Below are 13,604 nucleotides of genomic sequence, written 5' to 3' on the forward strand. Positions count from 1 at the left end.
AGGTACCAGTGGCCGAACGACCACTCGCTGTTATCAGGACATGAGTGGATAAGTTGCCTATAGAACCATTTGGCCGATCTTCCCGTCCGGACGGGGGAGGACCTGCATCGATGCGAAAGATTCTGTGGAAATCATCTTACTGGACAGTAATTTCTGCGGTTGCTCCCCGTGGTCTATGGAGGGGCTCACACCGCCGAGACGACCGGAACTCGAAGCCGGATAAATAACGGTCTGTCACCTATAGTCCGAACATGGCTCTGCACAAGACGAAGGACGTCAGAGGCGGCGACACCGGGACCGACGTCTTCACCACCGCCCTCAGCGGCCGCGTCCTCCCCAAATACCGCATGCCGGACGAGCATTCGACGTCGGAGGCGGTCTACGCCCTGCTCCACAACGAGCTCCTCCTCGACGGCAACGCCGCCCAGAACCTGGCCACCTTCTGCACCACCTGGTCCGACGACGGCGTCCACCGCCTGATGAACGAGTGCCTCGACAAGAACATGGTCGACAAGGACGAGTACCCGCAGACCGCGGAGATCGAGGCCCGCTGCGTCAACATCCTCGCCGACCTGTGGCACGCCCCGGCCGAGCACGGCCCCGCCACCGGCTGCTCCACCACCGGCTCCAGCGAGGCCGCCATGCTCGGCGGCCTCGCCCTCAAATGGCGCTGGCGGGCCCGCCGCCGCGCCCAGGGCCTGCCGGCCGACCGGCCCAACCTGGTGTGCGGGCCCGTCCAGGTCTGCTGGGAGAAGTTCGCCCGCTACTTCGACGTCGAACTGCGCCAGGTCCCGCTGGAGGAGGACGCCACGGGCCTGCGGCCCCACCAGCTCGCGGAGTACGTCGACGAGAACACCATCGGCGTCGTCGCCATCCTCGGCGTCACCTACACCTGCGACTACGAGCCCGTCGCCGACATCGCGGCCGCCCTCGACGCGATCCAGCAGGAGCACGGCTGGGACGTCCCGATCCACGTCGACGGCGCGAGCGGCGGGCTCGTCGCCCCCTTCCTCCACCCCGACGTGGTCTGGGACTTCGCGATCCCCCGTGTCGCCTCCATCAACACCTCCGGCCACAAGTACGGGCTCGCGCCCCTCGGCGTCGGCTGGGTCGTCTGGCGCACGGCGGACCTCCTGCCCGCCGAGCTCGTCTTCGACGTCGACTACCTGGGCGGCGACATGCCGACCTTCGCCCTGAACTTCTCCCGCCCTGGCGGCGAGGTCATCGCCCAGTACTACCTCTTCCTCCGGCTCGGCCGCAGCGGCTACCGCAGCATCCACCAGTCCTGCGCGGACACCGCCCGCCGTCTCGCCGGCGAGATCGCCGAGATGGGCCCCTTCACCCTGCTCTACGACGGCCAGGGAGCCCTCCCCGCGGTCTCCTACCGGCTCACCGACCCCGCGGCCGCCGGCTTCACCCTCTACGACCTCTCCGACCGGCTGCGGATGCGCGGCTGGCAGGTCCCCGCGTACCCGCTGCCCGCCCGCCGCGACGACACCGTCATCCAGCGCGTCCTGATCCGCCACGGTGTGACCCTGGACCAGATCGCCCTCCTCGCCGAGGACATGCGCCGGGCACTGGACCACCTCCGGGAGGCGCCCCCGACCCAGCCCGCCACGGCCCCCCGCTCCGGCTTCCACCACTGACGGCCCGCGCCGGGGAGGGGCCGCCGGCGTGCGCGCCGAACCGCAGCCGCCCCGCGCGCGTCCCTGCTACGGGCTGCTGTCCGGATACGGGGTCCTGCTCAGCGCGGTGTGCCTGCTGACCGGCTGGGAGCGCGGCCCGGACCTCGCCGTGATCGGCGGCTGCCACCTCCTCGGGCTCGCGTTCGAGTACGTGAAGGCGGCCCTGGGCCCCTGGTCCTACCCCGAGCCCGCGCTGCTGAAGTTCGGCGGCGTCCCGCTCTGCGGCGGCTTCCTCTACGCGGCCGTCGGCAGCTGCGTCTGCGCCGTGTGGCGGCTGCTGCGGCTGGAGCTCAGCGGCTGCCGCCCGGCCGCGACCGCGCCGGCCGCGGGCGCCCTCCACGTGAACTTCCTCAGCCACCACTGGCTGCCCGACCTGCGCCGCCCGCCGGCCGGGCTGCTCATCGCCGCCACCGCCGAGCCGGCCCACGCCGAGCCGACACGTCGTGACGAGGCCTTGGGAAGCCCGGGCCGCGGCGCCCGTCCTCCCCCCGTCACATGCGGGCGCCGAAGTTCTGCGTCCACCACGGGCCGCCGGGGCCCTGGCGGAGGCCGACGCCTATGTCCTTGAAGGAGCAGTTCAGGATGTTCGCACGGTGGCCGTCGCTGTTCATCCACGAGTTCATGACCGACTCGGCGGTGCTCTGCCCGCGGGCGATGTTCTCGCCGTACGTCGCCCACCGGTAGCCCGCGGCCGTCGTCCGCTCGCCCGGGTCGGACCCGTCCGGGGCCGTGTGCGAGAAGAAGTTCCGGCTCGCCATGTCCTCCGAGTGCCGCTGCGCAGCCTTCCGCAGCTGCGCATCGTCCTTCAGCGGGCCGCAGCCCGCCTTGGCGCGCTCGGCGTTGACGAGGGCGACGACCTGGCCCACCGGCCCCTGCGGGGCGGGCACCGGCGCCGGGGAGGCGGGCCCCGGGGCCGACGGGGTCGGGGTCGGCGCGGCACCGGAGGCCTTGCCCGCGCCGGAAGGGCTCGCCGACGCCGGGGCCGAGGGAGACGCCGTGGCCGACGGGGACGGCGAGGCCGAAGCGGAGGCGGACGGCTGGGCCGGGCCGCTCGGCGACGGGCCGGCGGACTCGCCCGCGGACAGCGCGTTCAGCGGAGCTGCCGGCGCGGCGGCGCCGTCCTCGCCGGCGGAGCCGGGGAAGCCGCCCAGGTAGGCGAGGCCGCCGCCCGCGACGCACGCGGCGAGCACGGCGCCGCCGATGGCCCGCCGCCGACTGCGCCGCCGCTTGCGCAACACGCTCCGGCCACCGCCCGCCGCGCCACCGGCACCACCCTCCGCGGAGCCGGCCGGCGCAAGCCGGGTCACGGCCTCGCCGTCCCCGCGACCGCCGTCACCGGCACCGAAGCCACTGCCGTCGCCGCCGTCCGCCTCCGCAGCGGCGGCGAAGCCGTGGCCGCCGCCGGCCGTGCCGCCGAGCGGCGCCTCGTACGCGGGCGCCCAGCCGGCGGACGCCGCCTGGCCCTCCGCGAACCCGCCCGCCGCGTACGCCGCGCCCGCCGGGGCGAACCCGCCCGCGGCGGCCGACCGCACCCCGGCCAGCAGCGCAGCCGACACAGGCACCAGCGCCAGGCCCGCCAGCAGCCCCTCCGCCGGGAGCAGCCCGTTCCACAGCCCGGAGCACCTCAGGCACTCGCGGGCATGCCGGGCTATTCGCTTGCGCCACAGCGTCGACGGCTGCCCGTCCCACGAGGCCGTCACCGCGGCCAGCGCCTCGCACGGCGGCTGCGCCGCCAGCGCCCCCTCCACCACGCGCGCGGACTCCAGCTGTGCCTTCATCCGCTGCACCCGCACGGCCGTGTGCTGCGGCGTCAGCTCCAGCGCCGCGGCCACCTCTGCCCGGGTCAGCTCCCCGGCGCACTCCAGCCACCACAGCGACAGCAGGGCCCGGTCGTCCGGCTCCAGCCAGCGCGTGGCGCGCGCCGTCTCGCGGCGCTGCCCCTCCAGGGCCAGCCGGACGACGGTCAGGTCGACGAAGTCCGCCCCCGGGTCGGCGAGCTCCCAGGCCGCCTCCAGACCGCTCTCACCCGGCGCGGTGCGCCGGGCCTGCCAGTACGCCCGCACCCGGTTCATCGCGATGGCCACCAGCCACGAGCGGAAGCTTTCGTCCGATCGGAGGGTGCCCAGGCCGTCGAGGGCCCGCAGCATCGTGTCCTGCACGACGTCGTCCACGTCGACGGAGCCGTTCATGGCGCGCCCGACGATGTTGTAGACCAGCGGCAGGTACGCGCTGACCAGCTCGTCCTGCGCGCGGAGGTCTCCCGCGCGGGCTGCCGCGACCAGCTCTGCCGTGTGCTCTGAAGTCATGTGAGGTTCCCTGTCCGTCCCGGCGGTCGATGATGCCCGATACCTGGGAGACCGTCGACCGGAGCGCGGATAACACCTATCCGGAGGACTTCTTCGAAAAAACTCGCGGGATCCGCGGGGTCCTCGAAGCGTTCCCCGCCGTGCGGGTGCGAACGGGCGGTCCGGCAGGTCGCTCACGACAGGACCCGGTGGCCGGCGTCGGGCCGGCGCCGCGTCGGGCCGGCGCCGCGTCGGGCCGCCCGCCCCCGCCAGACCGGCGCGACGGAATCCGCGAAATGAATTGGATCTCCGGCCCCGGCCATGGCATGGTTGGTCTCGCCGAAGGGGTGTAGCTCAGCTGGCCAGAGCGTCGGTCTCCAAAACCGAATGCCGCAGGTTCGAATCCTGTCGCCCCTGCTCCACGCGGACCCCCGGTCCGTCCCCAAGGCCCAGCAGGCCCAGCCGCTGGGCCTTCGGCCTGCCTGGACCGGCCGGCCGGTAGAGCGGTCTTGATGCGGATCAGGGTGGAGGTACCCCCATGCGCCATGTCTCCTTGGGCAGTTCAGGTCTTCAGGTGTCGGCGGTCGGGCTCGGCTGCAACAACTTCGGCGGGCGGCTCGACGCCAAGGAGACCCGGGCCGTCGTCGACGCCGCCATCGACGCGGGGATCACGCTCCTCGACACCGCCGACATCTACGGTGGCCGGGGCGGCTCCGAGACCCACCTCGGGCAGGCCTTGAAGGGCCGCCGCGACCGGGTCGTCCTCGCCACCAAGTTCGGCTACGACGGCGTCGACATGGGGTACGGGCCCGCAGCCGGGTCGCGCGGCGGCCGCGGCTACATCCGGCGCGCCGTCGAGGAGTCACTGCGCCGCCTGGACACCGACCACATCGACCTCTACCAGCTGCACAGCCCCGACCCGGCCACCCCGATCGCCGAGACGCTGGCCGCGCTCACCGAACTCGTCACCGAGGGCAAGATCCGCTACATCGGCCACTCCAACCTGAGCGGCCGGCAGCTCGCCGAAGCCGCCCACACCGCGCGCGAGACGGGCACGGTGCCGTTCGTGTCGGCGCAGAACGAGTGGTCGCTGCTCCAGCGTTCCGCGGAGGCCGAGCTGGTCCCCGCTGCGCTCCACTACGGCGTCGGCGTGCTCCCGTACTTCCCGCTGGCCAACGGGCTGCTCACCGGCAAGATCCGGCGGGGCGCGCCGGTGCCGGCCGGCTCCCGGCTCGAAGGCCGCGACGCGTACCTGACCGAGCAGCGGCTGGACACGGTCGAGGCGCTCGCCGCCGTCGCGGAGAAGCACGGGCGCAGCGTGCTGGAACTGGCCGTCGGCTGGCTGTCGGCGCAGCCGGGCTGCGCGTCCGTCATCGCGGGCGCCACCTCGCCCGAGCAGGTACGGGCCAATGCCGCGGCCGGAGCGGCCCCGCTCGACCCGGAGATCCTGGCGGAGGTCGACGCGGCGGCCCCGGCACCGGGCACCGCGGCCTGATCCCGGGACGGGACGCGACGCGACGGGGCGGGGCGGAGCCGGCCGGATTCGAACCGGCGTCCTCACGGTTTTGGAGACCGCGCGCGACGACCTCTGCGCTACGGCTCCGCCCCTTGCCGCGGAGTCTAGTGCCGTGGAAGGGGCGGCCCTGCCCGCGGGCTCAGGAGACGATGTCCTTGCGGGCGAAGCCCCTGAACGCCAGGGCCGTGAGGACGAGGGCGTACGCCACGGACACCGCCGCTCCCTTCGCCATGCCGCCCCATTCCAGGTGCGGCTGGAGGGCGTCCGCCCAGGCGAACTGCCAGTGCGCGGGCAGGAAGTCGCGCCAGGAGCCGAGCGCGGTCACGGCGTCCAGCACGTTGCCCGCGATGGTCAGCCCGACCGCGCCGCCGACGGCGCCCAGCGGGGCGTCGGTGCGGGTGGACAGCCAGAAGGCGAGGCCTGCGGTGACCAGCTGGGAGACGAACACGTACGCCACCGCCAGCGCCAGCCGGGGCAGCGTGTCACCGGCCGGCAGGGCGCCGCCCGCCGGGAGCTGAAGCGGCCCCCAGCCGTACGCGGCCGTGCCCGCCGCCAGCGCGACCGCCGGCAGCAGCACGATCGCCGCCAGGCTGAAGCCCAGTGCCACGACGAGCTTGCTCCACAGCAGGCGCGCCCGCGGCACCGGCGCCGCCAGCAGGTAGCGCAGCGAGGACCAGGACGCCTCCGAGGCGACCGTGTCGCCGCAGAACAGCGCCACCGGCACCACCAGCAGGAACCCGGCCGACACGAACAGGCAGGTGGCGGCGAAGTTCGCGCCCGACGCCGTCGCCGTGTCGATCAGGGTGATCCGGTTGTCGCCGCGGCCGCCGTCCCGGTCGCCGCCCACCGCGAACGCGATCATCATCACGAACGGCAGCGCGGCCAGCACCGCGCCCATCACCAGCGTCCGCCGGCGGCGCCACTGCCGCAGGGCCTCCACGCGCAGCGGCAGCGTCCGGCCAGGCCGGTATCCCGCGGCGACTTCCGCCATGGCGCTCACGCCGTACCTCCGATCAGGGTCAGGAACGCGTCCTCCAGCCGCCGGTGCGGCCCCACCGCACTCACGGGGACCTCCAGCCGCACCAGTTCGGCGACCAGCTCGGCGGCCGTTCCGCCGCCGAGCCGGACGAGCAGCCCGCCGTCGCAGCGCGCCGCCGACTCCACGCCTTCCAGGGCCGCCACCTTCGCGACGGTCACCTCGTCCACCGGCCCGTCGACACCGACCAGCAGGGTGTCCCCGCCGCCGGTGATCTCGCCCACCTCGCCCGCCTGCACCAGCCGGCCGCGGTCCATGACGACCAGGTGGGTGCAGGACTGCTCCACCTCCGACAGCAGGTGGCTGGAGACGATCACCGTCCGGCCGCCCGCCGCGTAGCGGACCATCACCTCCCGCATCTCGCGGATCTGCGGCGGGTCCAGCCCGTTGGTCGGCTCGTCGAGGATCAGCAGGTCCGGCAGCCCGAGCATCGCCTGGGCGATGGCGAGCCGCTGCCGCATGCCCTGCGAGTACGTGCGGACGGCGCGTTCCAGCGCGTCGCCGAGCCCGGCGATCTCCAGGGCCTCCGCCATGTGCGCGTCGGCGGCCGGGCGGCCGGTGGCCTGCCAGTACAGTTCGAGGTTCGCCCGCCCGGACAGGTGCGGCAGGAAGCCCGCCCCCTCGACGAACGCGCCGACGCGCGACAGCACCGGCGCCCCGGCCCGCACCGGGTGCCCGAAGACGCGGATCTCCCCGGCGTCGGGCGAGATGAGGCCCATCAGCATCCGCAGCGTCGTGGTCTTGCCCGCGCCGTTCGGCCCGAGCAGCCCGAGGACCTGGCCCTGCTCCACGCGGAACGACAGGTCCCGCACCGCGTACCGGTCCCGGGACCCGGCGTACCGCTTCGTCAGGCCGGTGATCGCGAGGGGTACGCCGGCCAGGGCCGGGTCCGGCCCTGCGGGGCCCGGGTTCCCCGCATTCCGGGGCCGGCGCCGGATACCCAGCAGCAGGGCCGCCAGGAGCGCCGCACCGAGCGGCAGCCCCCACGTCCAGGCGGGCAGCCCGGCCGCGGCCGTGCGCACCCCGTCGGCGACGGGCACGGCCAGCGGCCCCTGCACCGAGACGGCGTACGAGGCGGGGGCCGCCGGGGAGGCGTATCCGAGATCGGTGGCCGACACGACGAGGCGCAGCCGGTGCCCGGCCCGCACGGCGTGGTCGACGGCGGGCAGCCGCAGCTCGACGGTCCGGCCCTGCTGCGCGTCCGCCACCCGCAGTGGCGCGACCAGCTGCTGCGGCAGCACCTGCTGCCGGCCGTCGGGGCCGACGTCGTACACCTTGCCGAACAGGACGGCCGACCCGTCGGGGGCCGTCGACCGCACGCGCAGCGACACGGTCGGCGTCCCGGTGATCCGCACGTCCTGCGCCAGCGGCTCCGACTCGAACCGGGCGTGCTGCCCGGGGAAGTCCATCGCCAGGCCCGTCCCGAAGGCGGCGAGCTGCCCGCCGACGCCGGGCACGGACGACAGCGCGGCCGGGGTGCCGCCCGCCGGGTTGGCGAACACCTGCTCCGCAGGCCGGCCGGCGAGCGCGAACTCGCGGCGCCCCGCGGTCAGGCCCGGGTAGGCGTCGCCGCTCGCGCCGCGCAGGCGGACGGCGCCGTCGGTGGAGTCCATGCCGCCGGAGCGGGAGACCCGGAAGGCCGGGCCGGCCGCGGCCGACCCGTCGCCCTTGAGGTGGCGGTCGAACCAGGCGGCGACCCGGTCCTCGACGCGATGCGTCTCGCGGGCGCCGCCGTCGTGGCCGCCGGCCGCCCAGTCCACGGCGACGGGAGCACCGTTCGCGGTGATCGCGCGCGCCATGGCGTCGGCCTGGTCGAGGGGGAAGAGGGAGTCCGCCTGGCCCTGCACGATGAGGGCCGGCACCCGGATGCGGTCCGCGACCGCGGACGGGCTGCGCGCCTCCAGCAGCGCGCGGGCCTCGGCGTCGGGCGCCCCGGCCGCGGCGACGCGCTCGTACATGGCGCACAGCTCGGGCCGGAACCGGCCGCACGCCCCGGCGCCGCCCTGCGCCGGGGCCGCGGCCCCTGCACCGGCGTCCGGCCCGTCCGCCGCGGGCCCGCCCGGGGCAGCGCCCCCGGGGGCCGTGCCGGCGCCGCCCGCGTCCGGGGCTGCCTCGGCCGGTCCGGCCGGCCGGATGCCGCCGGCCGAGCCGGTGGTGAAGAACAGGCCCGCCCACAGCTTCTTGAAGACGCCCTGGGGGAAGAGGGCGTCCGCGAGGTTCCAGTACGTGATCTGCGGGGCGATCGCGTCGACGCGCCGGTCGTGGCCGGCGGCCAGCAGCGAGACGGCCCCGCCGTACGAGGCCCCGGCGATGCCGACGCGCGGGTCGCCGGAGCCGTCGAGCTGCACCTCCGGGCGCGCCGCCAGCCAGTCGAGCAGGCGGGAGACGTCCTTGACCTCGTACTCGGGGTCGTTGAGCCCGATGTGCCCGCCGGAGCGGCCGAAACCGCGCGCCGACCAGGTGAGTACGGCGTACCCGTCGCGGGCGAGCCGCTCGGCCTGCGCCCGTACGTCGTCCTTGCTGCCGCCGAAGCCGTGCCCGAGCAGCACGGCGGGGCGCCGTCCCGCACCGCCCGCCGTGAAGTACGACGTGTCGATCGCGGCGCCGGGCATCTCCAGCACCTTGTCCTCGCGGTGTACGGCCCGCTCCCCGCGGGGCGCGGCGGCGGACCAGGTGCCCGCCCCCGCGACGACGGCCAGTGCGGCCGCGCCCGCCAGCAGGCGGCTGCGGCGGCGCCGGGGCAGCGGGAGCTTCGGCAGTCGGAGCGTCATACCGGAACCCTAGACGCAGCGGCGGACCCCGCCGAGCCGCCCTGGGTCGGACCCGGCGGCCTCCTTGAGGACTACACCGGCCGTAGCGGCGTACCGCACCCGCGGTATGCCGCCGGCGCGGCACGCCCGCGGCCGCCCCGGCGCACCGCCCGCCGGAGGGAGCCGGGACCGGCCCGGGCCGGGCTGCGGCGGGGTCCCGGCGGCGGCAGGATGGCCGCATGCTGCTCGCCGACGTCGCCCGCGTCTCCCGGGAGGTCGCCGGGGCCTCCGCCCGGTCCCGCAAGACCGCCCTGCTCGCGGAGCTGTTCGCCGCCACGCCCCCGGAGGAGGCGGCCCTCGTCATCACCTACCTCGCCGGACGCCTCCCGCAGGGGCGGCCGGGCCTCGGGTGGAGCACCCTGGGCCGGCACGTCGAACCGGCGGACCGCCCCTCCCTCGGCGTCGCCGACGTCGACGCCGCGATCACCGGGCTGGCCCTGCTGTCGGGCCCCGGATCCCGCGACGCACGGCAGCAGGCCGTGGCGCGCCTGCTCGCCGCCGCCACCGAGCCGGAGCAGCGGTTCCTGCGCAGCCTGCTCTCCGGGGAGGTCCGCCAGGGCGCCCTGGACGCGGTCGCCCTCGACGCGGTGGCCGCGGCCGCCGGCGTCCCGGCCGCCGAGCTGCGCCGGGCCGTGATGCTCGACGGCTCGCTGCCCCGCGTGGGCGCGGCGGTCCTGACCGCGGGCGCTGCGGCGCTGCGCGAGGTCGCGCTGCAGGTCGGAAGGCCCGTACAGCCGATGCTCGCCGCGACGGCGGGATCGGTCGCGGAGGCCCTGTCGGCCCTCGGGCCGTGCGCGGTGGAGGAGAAGCTGGACGGCATCCGCGTCCAGGTGCACCGGGACGGCGAGTCCGTCCAGGTGTACACGCGCTCCCTCGACGAGATCACCGGCCGGCTGCCGGAGGTGGTCGAGGCGGCCCGCCGGTTCGCGGGGGACCGCTTCATCCTCGACGGCGAGGTGATCGGGCTGGGGCCGGACGGCCGTCCCCTGCCCTTCCAGGAGGTCGCCGGCCGGGTCGGGTCGCGGCTGGACGTGGAGACCGCCCGACGGACCCTGCCCGTCACCCCGTGCTTCTTCGACGTGCTGGCCGCCGGCGGCGACGTCCTGCTCGACCTGCCCGTCCGCGAGCGGTACGCGGTCCTCGCCGCGCTCGTCCCCGAGCGGTTCCGGGTCCGCCGGCTCGCCGTGGAGGATCCGCAGGCGCAGGCCGGCGCCGCCGAGGAGTTCTGGTCCGAGACGCTGCGCCGCGGCCACGAGGGGGTGATGGCCAAGGCCCTGGGCTCGGCGTACGCGGCCGGGCGCCGCGGCCGCAACTGGCTGAAGGTCAAGCCCGTCCACACCCTCGACCTGGTCGTCCTCGCCGCGGAGTGGGGGCACGGCCGCCGCACCGGCCTGCTGTCGAACCTGCACCTCGGCGCGCGGGCCGCCGACGGCGGGTACGCCATGCTCGGGAAGACGTTCAAGGGGCTCACCGACGAGATGCTGCGCTGGCAGACCGGCCGGCTGCGCGAGCTGGCCGTGGCGGACGACGGGCACACCGTGCACGTGCGGCCCGAGCTGGTCGTCGAGATCGCCTACGACGGTCTCCAGCGCTCCCCGCGCTACCCGGCCGGGGTCGCGCTCCGCTTCGCCCGGGTCCTGCGGCACCGTCCGGACAAGAGCGCCGGCGAGGCCGACACGGTGGAGACGGTGCTCGGCCCCGCGGGCGGCGGCCGGACCCCCGGCGACGACGCCTGACAACCCGCCCCACCAGGCATTTTTACCTCAGAGGCAACGCAGATTGCCGCAGAGGTAAGTTTCTGGCTCAATCGGCACATGACACCTGGTCCCGCCGACCCGGGAGCCGGCGAGCTGCCCGCGGTCGCCCCGCAGCTGCGCGAGCTGCGCCGCCGCTCCGGGCTGACCCTGGAGGCCGCCGCCGCGCGGGCGCGGCTCTCGCCCGCCCACCTCTCCCGCCTGGAGACCGGCCGCCGGCAGCCCTCGCTGCCGCTGCTGCTCGGCCTCGCCCGCACCTACGGCACGACGGTCTCGGAGCTGCTCGGCGAGACCCCGGCCGTGCCCGACCCCATCGTACGCGCGGGCGGTCCGGGCGCCCGCGAGGCCGACGGCTGGACGTACTGGCGGGCCGGCGGCTCCGGCCGCGGCATGCAGGCGCTGCGCGTGCACGTCCCGCACGGCCGCAGCCAGGGCGAGCTGGTCCGCGTCCACCCCGGCGAGGAGTGGCTGTACGTCCTCGGGGGCCGGCTGCGGCTGCACCTGGGCGAGGCCGAGTACCTGCTGGACCCGGGCGACAGCGCCCACTTCGACTCGCTGACCCCGCACCGCATCGCTGCCGCCTCAGCGGCCGGCGCCGATCTGCTCTTCGTGCACACCCTGCTCCAGAGCACCCTCGCCGGGGTGTGCCTGGGCGGCGGCGCGACCACCCACCCCTGACCAAGCCGAAGCCAAGGAGCCCCGACCCATGCGCCAGCAGTTCAAGTTCCCGCGCGGCCTGCTGATCCGGCTGATCGCCTACCTCTTCGTCGGCCACCTCTTCGCCTTCTTCGTCTACCTCCTCTTCCTGCTCGGCGGACAGAACCAGTAGGAACCCGCGCGGCCGTCCGCGCACGGCTCTGGGAACCTCCGGGCCGCACCGCTACCCTCCGCGCATGATTCCCACGGTTGTCTGGGGCACCGGCAACGTCGGCCGTCTGGCCATCCGCGCCGTCGAAGCCCATCCGGCGCTGCGCCTGGCCGGCGTCATCGTCCACCATCCCGACAAGGTCGGCCGCGACGCCGGCCGGCTGTGCGGGCTCGACCGCGACACCGGCATCACGGCCACCGACGACATCGAGGCGGTCCTGGCCGCACGGCCGCGCGCCGTGGTCTACGCGGCGACCGGCGACACCCGCCCGGACGCCGCCCTCGCCGACGTCACCCGCGCGATCCGCGCCGGCGCCGTCGTTGTCACCCCGGCCCTCTACCCCCTCTACGACCACCGCAACGCCCCGCCCGGGTTCCGCGAGCCGGTCGCCGCCGCCGTCGCGGAGGGCGGCGGCTCCCTGTTCGCCTCCGGGGTCGACCCGGGGTGGGGCAACGACGTGCTGCCCGTGCTCCTCAGCGGCCTCGGCACCGACGTCGACGCCATCCGCTGCCAGGAGGTCTTCGACTACTCGACGTACGACCAGCCCGACTCCGTCCGCGACCTCGTCGGCATGGGCCGCCCCATGGACCACCAGCCGATGATGCTCCTGCCGTCCGTCCCCACCATGGTGTGGGGCGGGCAGATACGCATGATGGCCCGCGCCCTCGGCGTCGAACTCGACGCGATCCGGGAGACGGTGGAGCGCCGCCCCCTGGAGGAGACCGTAGCCACCCGCTCCATGGGCGTCTTCGAGGCCGGCACGCAGGGCGCCGTCCGCTTCGAGGTGCAGGGCGTCGTCGCGGGCGAGCCACGCCTCGTCATCGAGCACGTCACCCGCATCCACCCCTCCTGCGCCCCGGACTGGCCGCTGCCGCCGGGCGGCGGCGACGGCGCGCACCGCGTCGTCATCGAAGGCCGGCCGCGGATCGAGGTCACCGTCGAGGCCGAGGACGACGGCGCGAACCGGTCCGCGGGAGGCAACGCCACCGCCGTCGGCCGCCTGGTCGGCGCGATCGACTGGCTCGCGGACGCCGAACCCGGCCTCTACGACGCCCTCGACGTGCCGCTGCGCCCCGCCGTCGGCAGACTCGGAAGGGAACGGGCATGACGGACATGAGGATCGACGTCCCCGAGGGGCGGCACCCGATCGAGTACGTGTGGGGCGACATGGTCCCCGGGATCGGGCCGGCCGCCGCCGGCTTCTCCCTCGCGGTGTACGCGCACACCACGCTGGGGCTGCGGGAGTTCGAGGCGGCGCGGCTGCGCGTGGCGCAGATCAACGGCTGCATGTTCTGCCTCGACTGGCGCACCGAGCGCGACGGGCGGAAGGTCGAGGAGGAGTTCGCGGACGCGGTCGCCGAGTGGCGCACCACGGACCGCTTCGACGAGAAGACCCGGCTGGCCGCCGAGTACGCGGAGCGGTACGTCCTCGACCACCACGGCCTGGACGACGGGTTCTGGGAGCGGATGGGCGCGCACTACAGCCAGGTGGAGGTCGTGGAGCTGACCATGAGCATCGGCTCGTGGCTCGCGTTCGGCCGGCTCAACCGGGTGCTGGGCCTCGACAGCGTGTGCGTGCTGCCCGGGCACTGACGGGGCGGCGGCGGTGCGGGGCCGGCCGGTGGGGCGGCCCCGGTCGTCGTCCGCGGG

The 13,604-nt window shown here is 75.4% G+C and carries 11 protein-coding genes and 2 tRNA genes; 9 read left to right on the top strand and 4 right to left on the bottom strand.

Annotation, left to right across the window (positions count from 1 at the left end):
- Positions 1-251: 251 nt before the first annotated feature.
- Both C0216_RS13595 and C0216_RS13600 read left to right on the top strand, forming a co-directional pair.
- A complete protein-coding gene (locus C0216_RS13595) occupies positions 252-1,646 on the top strand; it encodes a glutamate decarboxylase (RefSeq protein ID WP_114055530.1) in 1,395 nt (464 codons plus the stop codon).
- Between the two features lie 28 nt (positions 1,647-1,674).
- On the top strand, positions 1,675-2,253 hold the full coding sequence (locus C0216_RS13600) for a DUF817 family protein (protein ID WP_114055531.1): 579 nt from the start codon (positions 1,675-1,677) through the stop codon (positions 2,251-2,253).
- Here C0216_RS13600 and C0216_RS13605 read toward each other — a convergent pair.
- On the bottom strand, positions 2,177-3,991 hold the full coding sequence (locus C0216_RS13605) for a sigma-70 family RNA polymerase sigma factor (protein WP_114055532.1): 1,815 nt from the start codon (positions 3,989-3,991) through the stop codon (positions 2,177-2,179). The two genes, C0216_RS13600 and C0216_RS13605, sit on opposite strands and share 77 nt — an antisense overlap.
- 322 nt (positions 3,992-4,313) lie before the next feature.
- On the opposite strand from C0216_RS13605, the gene C0216_RS13610 reads away from it, so the two are divergent.
- Both C0216_RS13610 and C0216_RS13615 read left to right on the top strand, forming a co-directional pair.
- Positions 4,314-4,387, top strand: a tRNA-Trp gene (locus tag C0216_RS13610).
- A gap of 121 nt (positions 4,388-4,508) precedes the next feature.
- Positions 4,509-5,465: an aldo/keto reductase gene (locus C0216_RS13615; RefSeq protein ID WP_114055533.1), complete on the top strand. Its 957-nt coding sequence runs from the start codon at positions 4,509-4,511 to the stop codon at positions 5,463-5,465.
- Between the two features lie 33 nt (positions 5,466-5,498).
- On the opposite strand, the gene C0216_RS13620 is transcribed toward C0216_RS13615, so the two are convergent.
- From C0216_RS13620 to C0216_RS13630, 3 genes are all read right to left on the bottom strand, one after another.
- Positions 5,499-5,573 (bottom strand) — tRNA-Trp (locus tag C0216_RS13620).
- Between the two features lie 52 nt (positions 5,574-5,625).
- Entirely contained in the window at positions 5,626-6,477 is an 852-nt protein-coding gene (locus C0216_RS13625) for an ABC transporter permease (RefSeq protein WP_114058654.1), read from the bottom strand.
- Between the two features lie 5 nt (positions 6,478-6,482).
- Complete coding sequence (locus C0216_RS13630) at positions 6,483-9,293, bottom strand: alpha/beta fold hydrolase (RefSeq protein ID WP_114055534.1); 2,811 nt, start codon at positions 9,291-9,293, stop codon at positions 6,483-6,485.
- 218 nt (positions 9,294-9,511) lie between these two features.
- On the opposite strand from C0216_RS13630, the gene C0216_RS13635 reads away from it, so the two are divergent.
- The 5 genes from C0216_RS13635 (at position 9,512) to C0216_RS13655 (ending at position 13,547) form a co-directional block, all read left to right on the top strand.
- Complete coding sequence (locus tag C0216_RS13635) at positions 9,512-11,068, top strand: ATP-dependent DNA ligase (protein ID WP_114055535.1); 1,557 nt, start codon at positions 9,512-9,514, stop codon at positions 11,066-11,068.
- Positions 11,069-11,146: 78 nt separating this feature from the next.
- The gene (locus tag C0216_RS13640) at positions 11,147-11,764 is read left to right on the top strand and encodes a helix-turn-helix domain-containing protein (protein WP_114055536.1); all 618 of its coding nucleotides are present in this window, start codon (positions 11,147-11,149) and stop codon (positions 11,762-11,764) included.
- 28 nt (positions 11,765-11,792) lie between these two features.
- Positions 11,793-11,915, top strand: coding sequence for a DUF6126 family protein (locus C0216_RS13645; RefSeq protein ID WP_114055537.1), 123 nt, complete (start codon positions 11,793-11,795; stop codon positions 11,913-11,915).
- A gap of 64 nt (positions 11,916-11,979) precedes the next feature.
- Positions 11,980-13,062, top strand: a complete 1,083-nt coding sequence (locus C0216_RS13650) for an NAD(P)H-dependent amine dehydrogenase family protein (protein WP_114055538.1) — start codon at positions 11,980-11,982, stop codon at positions 13,060-13,062.
- A gap of 5 nt (positions 13,063-13,067) precedes the next feature.
- Positions 13,068-13,547, top strand: a complete 480-nt coding sequence (locus tag C0216_RS13655; RefSeq protein ID WP_114058655.1) for a carboxymuconolactone decarboxylase family protein — start codon at positions 13,068-13,070, stop codon at positions 13,545-13,547.
- The last annotated feature ends 57 nt before the right edge of the window (positions 13,548-13,604 follow it).

This window comes from Streptomyces globosus (genome assembly GCF_003325375.1).
Taxonomy (GTDB): Bacteria; Actinomycetota; Actinomycetes; order Streptomycetales; family Streptomycetaceae; genus Streptomyces; species Streptomyces globosus_A.